Here is a 16515-nt window from a genome sequence, read left to right on the forward strand (position 1 = left end):
GACCGATGAGCCCGACCGACGACGACATCCAGACCCTGCCGCAGACGCTCAAGACCGCGCTGGACCAGCCCACGGAAGACTCGCTCCAGGGGCTTTGCGACGCCCATGCAGGCGCCGACCTGTCGGACGCGCTGGAGGCCCTGCCGGAAGACCGCATGCTGGACTTCTTCCGGCGTCTCGACGTGTCCTGCACCGCCGATGTCTACGCGCACCTGGAGCCCGACCACCAGACGCGCGTGCTGCACGCGCTCGACGAAGACCATGCCAGCCGGCTGATGTCAGCGCTGTCCTACGACGATGCCGCCTCGGTCCTGGAAGGCCTGCACGACGACCACGCCGAATCCCTGCTCGAGACCATGCCGGACGACGACCAGGAGGCGCTGGAGACTCTGCTCGGCTTCCCGGAAGAAAGCGCCGGGCGCCTGATGACGCCCGAGTACGCCACCGTGCAGCCGGACTGGTCCGTGGGCGAGGCAATGGACCACCTGCGCGAACACCACGAACTGGCGGAGACCCTCAACACCATCTTCGTGACCACGCCGGAGGGCGAACTGCTGGGCTGGGTGCGCCTGAAGGAACTGCTGCTGTCGCGCCCCACCACCAGCGTGCGCGAGCGCATGCACACCGATGTCGTCAGCATCGCGGCCGAGGAAGACCGCGAAGAGGCGGCCCACCGCATCGGGCATTACGACCTCGACGTCCTCCCCGTGGTCGACGACAACGGCCACCTGCTCGGCATCATCACCGTCGACGACGTGATGGACGTGCTGCGCGCGGAAACCACCGAGGACTTCCACCGCATGGCGGCGGTCGGCGACATGGTGCTCTCCCTGCGCGACGCCAGCATGAGCCTGCTGTACCGCAAGCGCATCGGCTGGCTGCTGATCCTGGTCGCGGTCAATATCTTCGCCGGCATCGCCATCGGCTACTACGAGGCCGCGATCGAAGCCGTCGTCGCGCTGGTCTTCTTCCTGCCCATGGTCATCGCCTCCGGCGGCAACGCCGGGGCCCAGGCCGCCACACTGGTCGTGCGATCACTGGCGGTGAACGACATACAACTACGGGACTGGTGGCGCCTCGGCGGCAAGGAAGTGCTGGTCGCTACCGCGCTGGGCGTCACCCTCGCCGCTGCCATCTGGGTCTCCGGCAACTGGCTGGGCACCGTCGAGGTCGCCAACGCGATCGCCCTGGGCATGTTCTTCGTGATCGTCTTCGGCTCGCTGTTCGGCATGCTCCTGCCGTTCGCCCTGACCCGCTTCGGCATCGACCCGGCCGTGGCCAGCGCCCCGCTGATCACCTCCGTAATCGACATCGTCGGCATCCTCATCTACTTCGGCGTCGCCGTCGCCATGCTCGGCCTCTGACACCCAACGGATACGCTCATCGGCCCCCGTAGGATGCCGATGAGCGCAGCGAATCGAATCAGGATTACCCCCGCCGCGGGAATGGTGCGTTTCGCCCGGCTCAACGCACCCTACAAATCGGTTAGCAGCCGCGAGGGCAACACCACGCCCCCACCCCGTCATGGCGAGGCCCCGCAGGGGCCGTGGCCATCTCCGAACGGAACCCCGGCCCCAGTCATCCCGTCCGCAGCGAAGCGAAGAGCCGGGATCTCCGCCCCCAGCCAAAGCCCAGGGGCGACCCAGCCAACACAACAGCGCGCAAACCCCCAACACTGACAATGTGCGTCAGTTCACATGACAACAATGGTCACATGCGCCCTGTAACCATTTGTGGGACACCCACTTTCTTCCAACATTGGCGCACCGGGGACATTCGCACCTGCGGGACACCCACTTTGCAAGGAGAAACTGTGGCGGCCATCTGTGGGACACCCACTTTCTTCCCAGTTGTCATAAGCCCGATTCGCCGACACCAGCGACACAACTAACTGGCGGCAGACTCCACACTCCCACTCCGCTCTTTCCCCCCAGGGCCACTAGCCTTCCGCCGGTGTGTTCGCCGTGGCGTGTTATGCCTTGCCAGACGACCGGGATAGCCCGAGGGTCCGCGGCTAATCCACCTCGCCAAATGCACTCGCAAGTTAATGTACATACAATAATTTGATAGGGATCGAGTTTGACGCAGACAAGGACGCTGCGAACCTGGCGAAACACGGGGGTCTCACTCGGCGATGCCCTCGGGCTCGAATGGGATACGCTCCTGGCCATGGAAGACCGACGGAAAAGCTACGGCGAACGGCGAACGTTCGGGTACGCCTTGATGGGCGAACGCTTGTATTGCGTCGTATTCACCGATCGATCATCCGTGCGGCGGATCATCAGCCTGCGCAAAGCCAACAACCCGGAGATTGTGCGTTATGTCGAAATCACTAACGCTACGTAGCGGTCGCCGGGTCGTCTTGAACGACGCCGACGAAGAGTCGTCCATTCAGGCCGGAATCGATGCGGACCCAGAGACCCGGGAACCTTCCGAAGACGAGACGAAAGCCCTGCGACGCGTGGGGCGCCCGCCTCTACCTGTAACTAAAGAGCGCATCACGATCCGTCTGTCGCCCGACGTCGTGGAGGCATTCCGCGCTACAGGAAAGGGCTGGCAAACGCGAATGGACTCGGCTTTGAAGGACTGGCTCAAGGACCATAGCCCGACGTCTAATAGTCGTTAGTGCCCGGCTGCGGCTCCGGCCGCGGTATCGTATGACCAACTGACATCGCGGTGGCATCTGCGGCACACCCACTTTCCTCCCCACGCTACACGGCCCCTCGGTCAGGCCCCGGATAACCGCTGCGCGCTTTCCGGGATGGCTACTGGATGCAGCGCCTTCAGGAAATGATCAGAGACGATCGCACGCGGGGCACCGAGACTACGACGACACCGCTTTGCGGCGCTCCCAGGGGCTCCAGGCTTGTGACCTGATATTGCCGGGGCACAGAACGCAAAAGGGCCGCCCGTGGATTCCCTTCCCGGACGACCCTTTAGGGGCTTCCTTGCCCCAGGGCACAATCTAGCACGAGCCTCGTGGATTTCCAGCTGCACACCGAAGAGGCCGCCGAACGGTCGTTTTTGCGCCATAGGCGGTACTTTTGGATGGAATAAACTTCGGCATTGTAGGACACCCACTTTCTCAAGACAGGCCCTTGCTATCGCGGCTGATCGCATCTAGGTTCTGAATCGTCCGATTCCATGGAAGGAGTCCACGATGACCCAACCCCGCTCGTCCCTCGTGTCCGTCGAGGACACGCCCTGGTACCACGTCGTCTCACGCTGCGTTCGGCGCGCCTTTCTCTGCGGCGAGGATCGCGTGTCCGGACACAACTTCGAGCATCGCCGCGAATGGATCGAGACGCGGATCCTGGAGCTGGCCGCGATCTTCGCCATCGATGTGGCTGCCTATGCCGTGATGAGCAATCACTACCATGTGGTGGTACGGCTGGACCCTGAACGCGCAGCCTCACTGGACACCGAGTCCGTCCTGCTTCGCTGGACGCGGCTGTTCTCGGGCCCCGAATTGGTTAGGCAGTATCTGTCTCCACGTCGGAAAGCGATGTGCGACGCACAGTTACGCCGGGTCGAGGCGTACGCCCAAACGTATCGGAACCGGCTGGCAGATCTGTCGTGGTTCATGCGTGTGCTGAATGAATCCATCGCACGACAGGCCAATGAGGAGGAAGGCGTCAAGGGACGATTCTGGGAGGGGCGCTTCAAGAGTCAGGCCCTGCTGGATGACGCAGCCGTGCTGGCGGCCATGAGCTACGTGGACTTGAATCCGGTCCGTGCCGGGATGGCCGAAGCCTTGCACGAGTGTGATCACACTTCGCTGAAACGGCGTATCCGCCCGGAGGCCGAGGATGATTCGGCGTGCGCCACTGATGCCATTTGATGCAAGCGGCCAGTTCGAACCGGCGATCCCATTTGCGTTCGAGGATTACCTGGAGATGACGGACACATTGGGGCGCTGCGTACATCCGACGAAACGAGGATCCATTCCCGCGCACCGCCCTCGCCTGCTCGACCAGCTGGGCATGGATGCCGAAGCCTTCATCCGGCAATCCAGCCATCTATTGCGCGCGTTCGGCTCGGCCATTGGCGCACCGGAGCAGTTGGTGAGCCTCGCCGAACGTCGGCAGTGCCGCTACCTCCGAGGAATCTCCATGGCGCGGGCGCTGTTCGCCCGCCCTGCTGCTTGAACCCGAGCGCAGGACGTCGACTTGGCATGGATGAATTTCGGTTGTTTGGGCCGCTCGCGGCCGGTTCGATCCACGTTGTTCCGCGGCACTGTTGGCGAGTTAGGCCTTAGTGGGGCTCACCTGGGCCCCCAAAAGAAAGAGCCACCCGGGCTTCCGTTCCTGGGCGGCTCTAGCGAAGGCATCCCTGCCTTCGGGGTTGAAAGTAGCACATCGTTTGCCAATTTCTAGATGTATTTCCCGCTTTTCGTCGAACGGCCCTATGCGCCGACTGAGCGGTACTTCCTCTAACAGAGCAACGATTGTTTTATCTTTCGATTGCAGGCTGAACACCAGGCAATGCGCTTAGCCTAGCTCTGCTGAAGAATCAGGGGAGAGTGCGGCGACGGACATGGCAGCGACGTCCCTGGCGCATTGCCCCGGAAGCCGTTGCCCCCGAGATGTGGATAGACACTAAACCGGAGTCACCGTCACTGAAAGGGCGTCAGCAGTTGCACAGGGACTTTGCGGGGCACCCAACCCAAGGCCCAGGCCTCCGCGGTGGATCAACCCGGCTCGGCGGGCTTGCATGCGTGAATCTGCACGACAGCACCACGGCCCGTATGAAAAACACCTTCAACCACGTCACGCTCGACCTCGACCGCATGAATGAACTCAAGGCCGGTCAGTTCATCACGCAGCTCTGGCAGATTCATCATGAGCGCCTCGGTAGGCGGTCCCCCGGTTCCCAGGGCCAGTTGCGCCGGCGTATACCCCTCCAGAATGAAACGCCCGCCAGGCCTCAAGCCAGCGACCGCCTCCCGATGTAGCCGACGCCGAGTATCGGGCGGCAGATGGCAGAAAATCGAGACGACAAGGTCCCAACGGTTCGGCTGGATACTGTAGTCGGTCAGATCCGCGACTTCCGTCCGGATCGCGACATGACGTTGCGTCGCAAGACGCTCGGCCTTCTCCAGACCTACTGACGAACTATCCACCGCCAGCACATCGAACCCACGTTCGGCCAGAAAGACCGCGTTTCGTCCCTCACCTTCGGCCAGGCAAAGAGCTTTCCCAGGCGGAACCCCCGAGATCTGCTCGGCCAGGAAATCGTTCGGCCGAGTACCGTAGACATACTCATCCGTGGCGTACCGTTCATCCCACATCAATCGACTCCACCCGTTGGTTCCTTGCCCTCAAGTATGTGCAGGACACCCACTTTGTGGGCACCCACTTTGTGGGCGAGCACCTGCCCTGCGCAGTTAAGGGACACCCACTTTGTGGGTGGGTTCGCGGCTGCCAGCCAATTGCCGGAAAGCGGAGTTTCGCCTACTCTTGCACGCCTTTCCGGACTGGTCCACGGCGAGCCCGCCGCGCCGCCGAAATGTCGAACCACCAGCGAACCACCAGAGCCCAGAACCGCCATGAGCGCACCGACCTCGCTACGCCAGCGCCTCGAGCATTTTATCGAAGCCCGTCTCACCCAGCGCGCAATCATCGCGCTGATCCTGCTGAACGCCGTGACGCTGGGGTTGGAGACGTCCGATACCGTAATGGGCTGGATGGGCCCGGTGATCCTCACGGCAGACGCCGTCATCCTGTCGATCTTTACGGCCGAGGTACTGGCCAAGCTGTTTGTCTATCGCCTGAGTTTCTGGCGCAACCCCTGGAATGTCTTCGACTTCTTCGTGGTGGGGATCGCACTCATCCCGGCCTCCGGACCGTTCTCGGTATTGCGCGTGCTGCGACTGCTGCGCCTGGTATCGATGGTGCCCAAACTGCGCTTTATCGTGGAGGCGCTCCTGCGGGCCATCCCCGGGATCGTGTCGATCATGGGCCTGCTGGTGCTGATCTTCTACGTGTTCGCGATCATCGCGACCGGGCTGTTCAGCGACTCGTTCCCGCAAAAATTCGGGACGCTCGGGGCCTCGATGTACAGCCTGTTCCAGGTAATGACACTGGAAGGCTGGTCCGAAGACATCGCACGCCCGGTGATGGAGATCTACCCCTGGGCCTGGGCGTTCTTTGTGCCATTCATCCTGATCGCCACGTTCACCGTGCTGAACCTGTTCATCGCGATCATCGTGGACGCGATGCAGCGCATGCATGATCGCGCAATCGAGATCGAGCAGCAGATGATCCATGACAGCGTGCACGAGGAGAACAAGGCACTGCACGCTGAGATCCACGAGATCCAGCAGGAAACCGTCAAGCTGCAGGAACGCCTCATCCGCATGCAGAACATGCTGGAGAAGCGGGTGAAGTAACGGACCCGGGGACGGAGGCCAGGCTGTGGCTCTCCGACGCGGGCAGGGGCTTCGCCGCCAAGGCGGCTCCTACAAAGCCACACCCCACCTCCGGTAGCCTGCTTGCAGGCGAAGCCCCTGCCAAAGCCAGCCCCACCTCAACGAACGGTGCTTGCGTGGCCTTCAATGCCCCCCTGCGTGCCCTCGGACACGCAGGGGCCGCTGGATCAGGCGTTGGCAGCGGCCGGCTCGGCGGCGCGTTCGCCCAGGCGGCGACCGGTGGCGTTCAGCACGGCCTGCAGCGTGGCGGCGGTGGTGTCCTCGCCCAAAGCAACGCCGACGGAGCGTTCACCGTCGACCTGCACATCTACCGCGGCCATCGCGCGCGCCTCGGTGCCGGATTCCATGGCGTGCTCGTCGAAGTGGCTCACCTTGACCTCGACACCCCGATCCGCCTGCATCGCGGCGGTCAGGGCCTCGACCGCGCCGTGGCCCTCGCCCTGCAGGCGTGACTCGCGACTCTGGGACACCCATTTTGATGTCACGAGCCCACCCATTTAGGCGACGGCTAGCGCCGAGGTATGATATGACCATCTATATGGTCAGGAGAGTGCGAAATGTCCGAGCCGACGATTAGTCTGGCGAACGCCAAAGCCCACCTGAGCGAACTGGCTGAACGTGCTGCTGCAGGTGAATCCATCCTCATCACCAAGCGAGGCAAGGCGGTCGTGCGCCTTTCCAGCGCCACCGCACCCAGGAAGCCGATCGATGCGAATGCGCTCCGTGCAGTCACGGATACCCAGAGCAACAGTGTCGATGAGAGCTTCATCCGTCGTATCCGCGATGATGCTCGCTACTGATGCGCTATCTGGATACCAGCATTCTGGTGGCGGCCCTCACTCGCGAGCCCCGAACCGAGGATATGCAGAAGTGGCTGGCGGCACAGAGCGCCGATTCGCTATGCATAAGTGACTGGGTGCTTACGGAGTTCTCCACGGCCTTGTCCATGAAGGTTCGAATGGAGATCCTGACACCCCGGGAACGGGCAACCGTGCTTGGCGCATTTGCGGCATTGCGGGAATCGTCACTCTCGACGCTGCCGGTCTTGATCTGCAGGACACCCACGTTGTGAAGAAAAGACCTTGCGATCGCGGCTAATCGCATCTAGCTTCTGAACCATCTGATTCCATGGAAGGAGTCCACGATGACCCAACCCCGCTCGTCCCTCGTGTCTATCAAGGACACGCCCTGGTACCACGTCGTCTCCCGCTGCGTTCGGCGCGCCTTTCTCTGCGGCGAGGATCGCGTATCCGGACACAACTTCGAGCATCGCCGCGAATGGATCGAGACGCGGATCCTGGAGCTGGCGGCGATCTTCACCATTGATGTCGCAGCCTATGCGGTGATGAGCAATCACTATCACGTTGTAGTTCGACTGGACCCCGAGCGGGCGGCCGCGCTGGATACCGAGTCCGTCCTGCGTCGCTGGACGCGCCTGTTCTCTGGCCCCGAGTTGGTTAGACAGTACCTGTCGCCTCGGCGGAAGGCGATGTGCGCCGCACAGGTTCGGCGGGTCGAGGAATACGCCCAAACCTATCGGGCCCGACTGGCCGATCTGTCGTGGTTCATGCGCGTGTTGAACGAGTCCATTGCCCGACAGGCCAACGAGGAGGAAGGCATCAAGGGACGATTCTGGGAGGGCCGCTTCAAGAGTCAGGCGCTGCTGGATGATGCCGCCGTGCTGACGGCCATGAGCTACGCGGACCTGAACCCGATCCGGGCCGGGATGGCCGAGACGCTGGACGAGAGTGACCACACGTCACTGCAACGGCGTCTCCGCCAGGAGGGGACCGAGGCAGACGCACAGACCGGGGCAGTTGCGACTCCAAATGGGCCCCAGCCATGCGGTCCACCAGATGCCTTGCGCCCGGAGAATGAGCTTCGATCGCTTCCCCAGGCGCCCCTGATGCCGTTTGATGCAACCGGGCAGTTCGAACCGGCTATTCCGTTCGCATTCGAGGATTACCTGGAGCTGACCGATACGCTGGGGCGTTGCGTCCACCCCACGAAACGGGGATGGATTCCGGCGCACCGTCCTCGCCTGCTAGACCGCTTGAGCATGGATGCCGAGACTTTTATCCAGCAATCCAGCAGTCTATTGCGCGCGTTCGGATCGGCGATTGGCGCACCAGAGCAGTTGGTGGATTTGGCCGCGCGCAGACAGTGCCGCTACCTGCGCGGGATGTCCATGGCTCGGGCGCTGTTCGCCCGCCCCGCCGCTTTGGCGCCGCACCTCACACTCCAACGCAGGTTTCGGGCCAGGCATTCGGGTTTGTGACTGACTTCGCTTGCCGGGGTCGGGGATACTGCATACCTTAAGCCGCGAGCACCTCCCCCCTGTGTGCTCCGCGCCCCGCATCTCCCCCAGAGGCGGGGCGTTTTTTTGTCACTGGGCATGGCACACACGTGCATTGGTGTTTGTTGCCGCGGGCCCGGTCTTGCGGCTCACCCAGGCCCGCCAGTCCGCAGGCCGTCATGCGCACCTTCCCATATTGCGGGGTACCCACTTCCATCACCGCCGCGACTTGAGCCGCTGGAGGTCGATGGCGAAACCTTGATCCGTCCATCCGGCCGCTCACGCAGCTCGCATTCGGCTCAACGAATGGTACGAGCGCGGTCCGCCTGAGCGATTCGCCAGGCATAAGCCGAAGAACCTGCGGATCGGCGATTGGCGCACCAGAGCAGTTGGTGGATTTGGCCGCGCGCAGACAGTGCCGCTACCTGCGCGGGATGTCCATGGCTCGGGCGCTGTTCGCCCGCCCCGCCGCTTTGGCGCCGCACCTCACACTCCAACGCAGGTTTCGGGCCAGGCATTCGGGTTTGTGACTGACTTCGCTTGCCGGGGTCGGGGATACTGCATACCTTAAGCCGCGAGCACCTCCCCCCTGTGTGCTCCGCGCCCCGCATCTCCCCCAGAGGCGGGGCGTTTTTTTGTCACTGGGCATGGCACACACGTGCATTGGTGTTTGTTGCCGCGGGCCCGGTCTTGCGGCTCACCCAGGCCCGCCAGTCCGCAGGCCGTCATGCGCACCTTCCCATATTGCGGGGTACCCACTTCCATCACCGCCGCGACTTGAGCCGCTGGAGGTCGATGGCGAAACCTTGATCCGTCCATCCGGCCGCTCACGCAGCTCGCATTCGGCTCAACGAATGGTACGAGCGCGGTCCGCCTGAGCGATTCGCCAGGCATAAGCCGAAGAACCTGTGGGACACCCACTTTTCTGTGGGATCTGCAAACAGGGGACAGATTTATTTCCCCTCCTCGAACCCCGGCCTCGTGCCGGGTTTTTTTGTTGCCATAAGGCCGATTCGTCGACGCAGCCAGCCACAGGCTGTTCATCCACATCCCGCCCCCACTCCCCAAATCGGCCAGGATCCACCAAGTACCCCACCCAACGCGTCACATGGGCCGCCAGACGACGGCCATTCTCGGGCCCTCCGAGGGGTTCCGACCCTGCCAATTGCGCACGCCAGTTCCTGTGCATACAATAATTCGATGGAGATCGAGTTTGACGCAGACAAGGACGCTGCGAACCTGGCGAAACACGGGGTCTCACTCGGCGATGCCCTATGGCTGGAATGGGATACGCTCCTGGCCATGGAAGACCGACGGAAAAGCTACGGCGAATGCCGAATGCTCGGATACGCGCTGATGGGCGATCGCTTGTATTGCGTCGTCTATACCGATCGATCATCCGTTCGCCGCATTATCAGCCTGCGCAAAGCCAACAACCGGGAGATTGCGCGCTATGTCGAAATCACTAACGCTACGTAACGGTCGGCGCGTCGTATTGAATGAGGCCGACGAGGAAGCAGCAATCCAGGCCGGGATCCATGCGGACCCTGAGACCCACGAGCCCTCCGAGAACGCAGCAAAAGCGCTGCGGCGCGTGGGTCGCCCTCCGCTGGCGGTAACCAAGGAACGGATTACGATTCGGCTATCGCCAGACGTCGTGGAGGCATTTCGGGCAACCGGGAAGGGCTGGCAGACACGAATGGACGCAGCCTTGAAGGACTGGCTCAAGGATCACACCCCGAACTCGAACAGTCGATAGATTTGATCCTCCTGACATACCCTGGGACACCCACTTTCCAGCACCGTCTGTGGGGACGCCTCACCGTCTGTGGGACACCCACTGAGCTGGTCTAATTTCCGTGGACGCCTCGTTCGGTGGGACGACACCCCCTGGACGAGGAGAACAACCATGGCACGCAAGCGCCGACGTTTTTCAAGCGAACACAAGGAGCGCGTAGCCCGGATGGTGGTCGATGACGGTCTGGAGGTCTCGGTCGTATGCCGGGATCAGGATCTAGGTGAGACGGCCGTTCGCCGCTGGGTCGATCAACTCAATGTATTAGACCTGTGGGACCTGTGGGACACCCACTTTCCTCTGACCTGCCGGGATCAGGATCTAGGTGAGACGGCCGTTCGCCGCTGGGTCGATCAACTCAATGTATTAGACCTGTGGGACCTGTGGGACACCCACTTTCCTCTGACCTGTGGGAAACCTGTTGGACGTCTCGCTCAGGGACACCCACTTTGATGTCACGAGCCAACGCATTTCCGCGACGGCTAGCGCCGAGGTATGATATGACCATCTATATGGTCAGGAGAGTGCGAAATGTCCGAGCCGACGATTAGTCTGGCGAACGCCAAAGCCCACCTGAGCGAACTGGCTGAACGTGCTGCTGCAGGTGAATCCATCCTCATCACCAAGCGAGGCAAGGCGGTCGTGCGCCTTTCCAGCGCCACCGCACCCAGGAAGCCGATCGATGCGAATGCGCTCCGTGCAGTCACGGATACCCAGAGCAACAGTGTCGATGAGAGCTTCATCCGTCGTATCCGCGATGATGCTCGCTACTGATGCGCTATCTGGATACCAGCATTCTGGTGGCGGCCCTCACTCGCGAGCCCCGAACCGAGGATATGCAGAAGTGGCTGGCGGCACAGAGCGCCGATTCGCTATGCATAAGTGACTGGGTGCTTACGGAGTTCTCCGCGGCCTTGTCCATGAAGGTTCGAATGGAGATCCTGACACCCCGGGAACGGGCAACCGTGCTTGGCGCATTTGCGGCATTGCGGGAATCGTCACTCTCGACGCTGCCGGTCTCATCCATCGATTACCACACCGCTGCCCACTTCGCCGACGATCATGCCTCCGGGTTACGCGCTGGCGACGCCCTTCACCTGGCCATTGCGTACAACCACGGCGTGGAACTTTGCTCTCTCGACAAGACGCTCATGGCCGCTGCAGAACCCATGGGCGTGAATGCGACGCTGCTGTAACGGGAACCCGTGCAGCCTTCCATTCCGAAAGTTAAAGGGGACAGATTGATTGTCCTTCCCCGAACCCCGGCCTCGTGCCGGGGTTATTTGTTGCGGGGAGGGGTACAGGACACCCACTTTGTGTGGACACACCCGAGCAGTTGGTGGACCTGGCCGCGCAGACGCAGCGCCGCTATCCAAGGTGCATGTCCATGGCTCGGTCGCTGTTCGTGCGCCACGCCGCTTGATGCGCGAACGCGCAGATCACGAAACCGCAGGACATTGGCCCATTTCGGTGCGATTCGCGTGGTTCTTCGCACCCTGCGGGGGTGCCGGCTGGTCAGGGGGGAGAGGCTTGAATACGGGGAGGTACAAAAAGAAAGAGCCACCCCGGCTTCCGTTCCTGGGCGGCTCTAGTGAAGGCGTCCCTGCCTTCGCGGTTAAAAGTAGCACATCGATTACTGATTTCTAGACTCAGTTCGGGTTTTTCGCCAAACGGCGGCATACGGCCACTGAACGGTACTTTCTCCAAGAGAGTAACGATTGTTTTGTTTCGCGATTATGCGTATGCGGCCCGCGATCTATCTCATGCCTGTCTCGTCGCAACATCGAGCGTTTTTCGCTCGTTGTCTGGCTGCGGCGTCTCGGGGGAATTGCCGCTGATTCGGCTTTCGCCTACTCTCTTGCGGCTTCCCATAGACGGCGTTGCGGGCCGTGATCCGCGAATCGTTCCGGGATGTTCCATTCGCAATCGACACCAGGCACCCAAGCACCATGAGCGAGCCCACCACGCTGCGCGGCCGTCTCGGCCAGTTCATCGAGGCGCGCCTGACCCAGCGCGCGATCATCGCGCTGATCCTGCTGAATGCCCTGACCCTGGGGCTGGAGACGTCCGACACGGTCATGGCCTGGATGGGCCCAGTGATCCTCGCGGCAGACACGATCATCCTGTCGATCTTTACGGCCGAGGTGCTGGCGAAGCTGTTTGTCTATCGCCTGAGTTTCTGGCGCAACCCCTGGAACGTGTTCGACTTCTTCGTGGTGGGGATCGCACTGATCCCGGCCTCCGGGCCGTTCTCGGTGCTGCGCGTGCTGCGTCTGTTGCGCCTGGTATCGATGGTGCCGAAGTTGCGCTTTATCGTGGAGGCCCTGTTGCGGGCCATCCCCGGGATTATCTCCATCCTGGGGTTGCTGGTGCTGATCTTCTATGTATTCGCGATCATCGCCACAGGCCTTTTCAGCGAGTCCTTCCCGCAGAAGTTCGGGACACTCGGCGCCACGATGTACAGCCTGTTCCAGGTCATGACGCTGGAGGGCTGGTCCGAAGATATCGCCCGCCCGGTGATGGAGGTCTACCCCTGGGCCTGGGCCTTCTTCGTGCCGTTCATCCTGATCGCCACGTTTACCGTGCTGAACCTGTTCATCGCGATCATCGTGGACGCGATGCAGCGCATGCATGATCGCGCGATCGAGATCGAGCAGCAGATGATCCACGACAGCGTGCACGAGGAGAACAAGGCGCTGCACTCGGAGATCCACGAGCTGCAGCAGGAAACGGTCAAGCTCCAGGAACGCCTCATCCGCATGCAGAGCATGCTGGAGAAACGGGTGAAGTAACAGGCTCCGGGACGGAGGCCAGGCTGAGGCTCTCCGACGCGGGCCGGGGCTTCGCCTGCAAGCAGGCTCCTTGTGTCTTGCGGTTCACGGATCGCTACCATGAACCGTATTGGGCTCGGGTAACCCGTCAGGCTCCTGAGGTCACGAACCTGTTCTGTAGATTGGCCCCGAGTCCTTTCTCATCTCGAAGTTTGAACGGTATCCAAGACCCCCCTCCGTGACGGACGGGTGAGGCTGTACGGACAAGGCGAGAGGACGAGATGGCTCATATTGGCGTTGATGTTAGCAAGAACAAGCTCGACTGCATGTGGGTCCGGGATCTGGAGGCGGGCAAGGTGAAGCCCAAGGTGTTCCCGAACCGCCAAGACCAGTACCGGGAGCTGCTGCACTGGCTCGAGCGCAACACCGGCGAGACCCCCGAGGGGCTCCATGTGTATCTGGAGGCCACTGGCATCTACCACGAGCCGCTGGCGTACTGGCTTCATGATCAGGGGGTGCAGGTCCACGTGCTGAACCCGGCCCAGGTGCGTTCGCATGCCAAGGGCATGGGGGTGCGCAACAAGACCGACCGCAAGGACAGCATGATGCTGGCCCGCTACGGCATCGAACGCGCACCACGGCGCTGGCAGCCCGAACCGCCGGAGGTGCGGGAACTCAAGCGCCTGCTCAGCCGCCTGGAGGCTCTGGAACAGGATATGCGGCGCGAAGAGAACCGCCTGGAGAAGGCGCGTTTCAGTGAGGACACCCTCGCTCAGGCGTCGATCGACAACGTCCTGCAGGCCCTGCGTGAGGAACACCGTCGGCTCCAGCAGCAGATCGACGATCACTTCGACGCCCATCACCACCTGAAGCGGGATCGGACCTTGCTGGAGAGCATCCCCGGCATCGGCCGCGTGCTGTCGGCCTCGATGACCGCAGCGCTGCGCAGCCGCGCGTTCACGAGCGCTCGACAAGCGGCGGCGTTCCATGGGCTGGCGCCGGTCCTGGAAGAATCGGGGGCCACGGTCCGGCGGCCCTCGCGGTTGGCAAAGATCGGTTCCAGCCGACTGCGCAAGGCGCTCTACATGGCGGCGGTGGTGGCGACCCGGTACAACCCGGACGTGCGACACCAACATCAACGTCTGCTGACACGCGGCAAGGCCAAGATGTCGGCGATCGGGGCGGCCATGCGCAAACTCCTGCACATCGCCTTCGGTGTGCTCAAATCCCAAACCCCGTATCAAGCCCGCCATGAAACCCCTTGCACCCCGTAGGGCAAGACGGTATCTACACACCGATAGCCGCCCGGCATTACCCGTAGGCCCGCAGGATGCAATGAGCGCAGCGAATTGCATCAATGCCGCGTCGCTGCCTGCGACCGGTGCGTTTCGCGCGGCTCAACGCACCCTACGCGCCTTCGAGCGCGCAGGGGCCGCTGAATCAGGCGTTGGCGGCGACCTGCTCGGTGGCGGCGGGTTGGCCCAGGCGGCGGCCGGTGGCGTTGAGCACGGCCTGCAGCGTGGCGGCGGTCGTGTCCTCGCCCAGGGCGACGCCGACGGAACGCTCGCCGTCGACCTGTACGTCCACCGCGGCCATGGCGCGCGCCTCGGTGCCCGACTCCATCGCGTGCTCGTCAAAGTGGCTCACCTTGACCTCGACTCCCCGGTCGGCCTTCATCGCGGCGGTCAGGGCCTCGACCGCGCCGTGGCCCTCGCCCTTCAGGCGCGACTCGCGCCCGGGTGGGCCCATGGTCGCGTCCAGCCGCACCACCGGGCCTTCCTTCTCGATCTCGTAGCGCACCAGATCCCAGCCGGCGACCGGCGTCAGGTAATGCTGCTCGAACAGCTCGTGGATACGCTTCGAGGAGACCTCGATCTGCGAGGTCTCGGCATCCTTCTGCACGATGCGGGCGAACTCGATCGCCAGCCAGCGCGGCAGTTCGATGCCGTAGTCGCGCTCCAGGACATGCGCCACGCCGCCCTTGCCGGACTGGCTGTTGATGCGCACGACCTCCTCGTAGCGCCGGCCCAGATCGCTCGGGTCGATCGGCAGGTAGGGCACGTTCCAGTGGCCGCCCTTCTCCTTGTAGTGCGCCAGGCCCTTGCGGATCGCATCCTGATGGCTGCCGGAGAACGCGGTGTACACCAGCTCGCCCGCCCACGGGTGACGCGGGTGGATCGGCATATCAGTGCACTCCTTGTACACGTCCATCAGCCGTTCCATGTCGGACAGGTCGATGGTCGGGTCAATCCCCTGCGAATACAGGTTCATCCCGACGGTGACCAGGTCCATGTTGCCGGTGCGCTCGCCGTTGCCGAACAGCGTGCCCTCCAGGCGGTCGGCCCCGGCCAGCAGGCCCAGCTCGGCCGCGGCCACGCCGGTACCGCGGTCATTGTGCGTATGCAGCGACACGCAGAAGTGCTCGCGATACTGCACGTGGTCGCAGAACCACTCGACCTGGTCGGCAAAGACGTTGGGCGTGGCCGACTCGACCGTGGCCGGCAGGTTGATCACGACCTTCTGGCCCTGGTCCGGGCGCCAGATCGCGTTCACCGCATCCACGACCTCGACCGCGTAGTCCAGCTCGGTGGTAGAGAAGCTCTCCGGCGAATACTGGAAGATCCAGTCGGTCTGCGGGTACCTCGCCGCGTAGTCGCGCACCCAGCGCGCGCCGTTCTCGGCGATGCCACGGATGCCGGCACGGTCCATGCGGAAGACCTGCTCGCGCTGCGCCGGGTTGGTGGAGTTGTACACGTGCACCACCGCGCGCGGCGCGCCCTCCAGCGCGGCGAAGGTCTTCTGGATCAGATCCTCGCGCGCCTGCGTCAGCACCTGCACGTACACGCCCTCGGGGATCCGGTCCTCCTCGATCAGACGGCGGGTGAAGTCGTAGTCGATCTGCGAGGCGGAGGGGAAGCCGATCTCGATCTCGGTCAGACCGATATCCACCAGCACCTCGAAGAAGCGCATCTTCTGCTCGACGCTCATCGGGTGCACCAGCGCCTGGTTGCCGTCGCGCAGGTCCACCGCGCAGAAACGCGGCGCAACCGTGGTGCGCTGCGCCGGCCAGCGGCGGTCCGCCTTGTCGATCGGCGGGAACGGGGCGTACTTGGTGTGATCGAAGGCCATCTTCATTCTCTCCTGGGGCCGCGGCATTCCGTCGCGGCGATTGGTCCACTTGCACATTATCCTAACGAATTTGCGCGGACAGAACCTTGCTTTT

The 16515-nt window shown here is 62.8% G+C and carries 14 protein-coding genes and 5 pseudogenes; 16 read left to right on the forward strand and 3 right to left on the reverse strand.

Annotated elements, in window-relative coordinates; translation table 11 throughout:
- Nucleotides 1-5 precede the first annotated feature (5 nt).
- From mgtE to TK90_RS08520, 4 genes and pseudogenes are all read left to right on the forward strand, one after another.
- Nucleotides 6-1364: a magnesium transporter gene (mgtE, locus tag TK90_RS08510; RefSeq protein ID WP_012983064.1), complete on the forward strand. Its 1359-nt coding sequence runs from the start codon at nt 6-8 to the stop codon at nt 1362-1364.
- A 702-nt stretch (nt 1365-2066) separates the two neighbouring features.
- Nucleotides 2067-2346 (forward strand): annotated as a pseudogene (locus TK90_RS08515) (BrnT family toxin).
- The gene (locus TK90_RS14780) at nt 2321-2626 is read left to right on the forward strand and encodes a BrnA antitoxin family protein (protein WP_012983065.1); all 306 of its coding nucleotides are present in this window, start codon (nt 2321-2323) and stop codon (nt 2624-2626) included. Before TK90_RS08515 ends, TK90_RS14780 begins: the two are co-directional and overlap by 26 nt.
- A 534-nt stretch (nt 2627-3160) precedes the next feature.
- Nucleotides 3161-4148: pseudogene (locus TK90_RS08520) on the forward strand (transposase).
- 542 nt (nt 4149-4690) lie between these two features.
- On the opposite strand, the gene TK90_RS08525 reads toward TK90_RS08520, so the two are convergent.
- Complete coding sequence (locus tag TK90_RS08525) at nt 4691-5290, reverse strand: bifunctional 2-polyprenyl-6-hydroxyphenol methylase/3-demethylubiquinol 3-O-methyltransferase UbiG (protein WP_012983066.1); 600 nt, start codon at nt 5288-5290, stop codon at nt 4691-4693.
- 258 nt (nt 5291-5548) lie between these two features.
- Here TK90_RS08525 and TK90_RS08530 point away from each other — a divergent pair, with 258 nt between their 5' ends.
- The gene (locus TK90_RS08530; protein WP_012983067.1) at nt 5549-6391 is read left to right on the forward strand and encodes an ion transporter; all 843 of its coding nucleotides are present in this window, start codon (nt 5549-5551) and stop codon (nt 6389-6391) included.
- Between the two features lie 206 nt (nt 6392-6597).
- Here the strand turns inward: TK90_RS08530 and TK90_RS08535 are convergent.
- Nucleotides 6598-6888, reverse strand: a pseudogene (locus tag TK90_RS08535) (alpha-isopropylmalate synthase regulatory domain-containing protein); the annotation flags it as partial.
- A 99-nt stretch (nt 6889-6987) separates the two neighbouring features.
- Here TK90_RS08535 and TK90_RS08540 point away from each other — a divergent pair.
- From TK90_RS08540 to TK90_RS08580, 11 genes and pseudogenes are all read left to right on the forward strand, one after another.
- Nucleotides 6988-7230, forward strand: coding sequence for a type II toxin-antitoxin system Phd/YefM family antitoxin (locus tag TK90_RS08540; protein ID WP_012983068.1), 243 nt, complete (start codon nt 6988-6990; stop codon nt 7228-7230).
- Nucleotides 7230-7475 (forward strand): annotated as a pseudogene (locus TK90_RS08545) (type II toxin-antitoxin system VapC family toxin); the annotation flags it as partial. The gene TK90_RS08540 and the pseudogene TK90_RS08545, both read left to right, overlap by 1 nt.
- Nucleotides 7476-7574: 99 nt before the next feature.
- The gene (locus tag TK90_RS08550; RefSeq protein ID WP_012983070.1) at nt 7575-8708 is read left to right on the forward strand and encodes a transposase; all 1134 of its coding nucleotides are present in this window, start codon (nt 7575-7577) and stop codon (nt 8706-8708) included.
- Between the two features lie 371 nt (nt 8709-9079).
- Nucleotides 9080-9256, forward strand: a pseudogene (locus TK90_RS15385) (transposase); the annotation flags it as partial.
- A gap of 670 nt (nt 9257-9926) precedes the next feature.
- Nucleotides 9927-10205, forward strand: a complete 279-nt coding sequence (locus TK90_RS08555) for a BrnT family toxin (RefSeq protein ID WP_012983071.1) — start codon at nt 9927-9929, stop codon at nt 10203-10205.
- A complete protein-coding gene (locus TK90_RS14785) occupies nt 10180-10485 on the forward strand; it encodes a BrnA antitoxin family protein (protein ID WP_012983072.1) in 306 nt (101 codons plus the stop codon). The genes TK90_RS08555 and TK90_RS14785 overlap by 26 nt, the downstream gene beginning before the upstream one ends.
- A 150-nt stretch (nt 10486-10635) precedes the next feature.
- Nucleotides 10636-10974 (forward strand): transposase, encoded by a 339-nt coding sequence (locus tag TK90_RS15105; protein WP_012983073.1) that lies wholly within the window; start codon nt 10636-10638, stop codon nt 10972-10974.
- Nucleotides 10975-11052: 78 nt separating this feature from the next.
- Nucleotides 11053-11295, forward strand: a complete 243-nt coding sequence (locus TK90_RS08565) for a type II toxin-antitoxin system Phd/YefM family antitoxin (protein ID WP_012983068.1) — start codon at nt 11053-11055, stop codon at nt 11293-11295.
- Nucleotides 11295-11717: a type II toxin-antitoxin system VapC family toxin gene (locus tag TK90_RS08570; RefSeq protein WP_012983074.1), complete on the forward strand. Its 423-nt coding sequence runs from the start codon at nt 11295-11297 to the stop codon at nt 11715-11717. The genes TK90_RS08565 and TK90_RS08570 overlap by 1 nt, the downstream gene beginning before the upstream one ends.
- Nucleotides 11718-12470: 753 nt before the next feature.
- The gene (locus TK90_RS08575) at nt 12471-13313 is read left to right on the forward strand and encodes an ion transporter (RefSeq protein WP_012983075.1); all 843 of its coding nucleotides are present in this window, start codon (nt 12471-12473) and stop codon (nt 13311-13313) included.
- Nucleotides 13314-13573: 260 nt separating this feature from the next.
- Nucleotides 13574-14566, forward strand: coding sequence for an IS110 family transposase (locus TK90_RS08580; protein WP_012982455.1), 993 nt, complete (start codon nt 13574-13576; stop codon nt 14564-14566).
- Nucleotides 14567-14732: 166 nt separating this feature from the next.
- On the opposite strand, the gene TK90_RS08585 is transcribed toward TK90_RS08580, so the two are convergent.
- On the reverse strand, nt 14733-16421 hold the full coding sequence (locus tag TK90_RS08585) for a 2-isopropylmalate synthase (protein ID WP_012983076.1): 1689 nt from the start codon (nt 16419-16421) through the stop codon (nt 14733-14735).
- Nucleotides 16422-16515 lie beyond the last annotated feature (94 nt).

The organism is Thioalkalivibrio sp. K90mix (assembly GCF_000025545.1).
GTDB lineage: Bacteria > Pseudomonadota > Gammaproteobacteria > Ectothiorhodospirales > Ectothiorhodospiraceae > Thioalkalivibrio.

Bases quoted from the DNA above. Each gene is read 5' to 3' on its own strand.
- mgtE (WP_012983064.1), top strand. From the start codon at position 6: ATGAGCCCGACCGACGACGACATCCAGACCCTGCCGCAGACGCTCAAG.
- TK90_RS14780 (WP_012983065.1), top strand. From the start codon at position 2,321: ATGTCGAAATCACTAACGCTACGTAGCGGTCGCCGGGTCGTCTTGAAC.
- TK90_RS08525 (WP_012983066.1), bottom strand. From the start codon at position 5,290: ATGTGGGATGAACGGTACGCCACGGATGAGTATGTCTACGGTACTCGG.
- TK90_RS08530 (WP_012983067.1), top strand. From the start codon at position 5,549: ATGAGCGCACCGACCTCGCTACGCCAGCGCCTCGAGCATTTTATCGAA.
- TK90_RS08540 (WP_012983068.1), top strand. From the start codon at position 6,988: ATGTCCGAGCCGACGATTAGTCTGGCGAACGCCAAAGCCCACCTGAGC.
- TK90_RS08550 (WP_012983070.1), top strand. From the start codon at position 7,575: ATGACCCAACCCCGCTCGTCCCTCGTGTCTATCAAGGACACGCCCTGG.
- TK90_RS08555 (WP_012983071.1), top strand. From the start codon at position 9,927: ATGGAGATCGAGTTTGACGCAGACAAGGACGCTGCGAACCTGGCGAAA.
- TK90_RS14785 (WP_012983072.1), top strand. From the start codon at position 10,180: ATGTCGAAATCACTAACGCTACGTAACGGTCGGCGCGTCGTATTGAAT.
- TK90_RS15105 (WP_012983073.1), top strand. From the start codon at position 10,636: ATGGCACGCAAGCGCCGACGTTTTTCAAGCGAACACAAGGAGCGCGTA.
- TK90_RS08565 (WP_012983068.1), top strand. From the start codon at position 11,053: ATGTCCGAGCCGACGATTAGTCTGGCGAACGCCAAAGCCCACCTGAGC.
- TK90_RS08570 (WP_012983074.1), top strand. From the start codon at position 11,295: ATGCGCTATCTGGATACCAGCATTCTGGTGGCGGCCCTCACTCGCGAG.
- TK90_RS08575 (WP_012983075.1), top strand. From the start codon at position 12,471: ATGAGCGAGCCCACCACGCTGCGCGGCCGTCTCGGCCAGTTCATCGAG.
- TK90_RS08580 (WP_012982455.1), top strand. From the start codon at position 13,574: ATGGCTCATATTGGCGTTGATGTTAGCAAGAACAAGCTCGACTGCATG.
- TK90_RS08585 (WP_012983076.1), bottom strand. From the start codon at position 16,421: ATGGCCTTCGATCACACCAAGTACGCCCCGTTCCCGCCGATCGACAAG.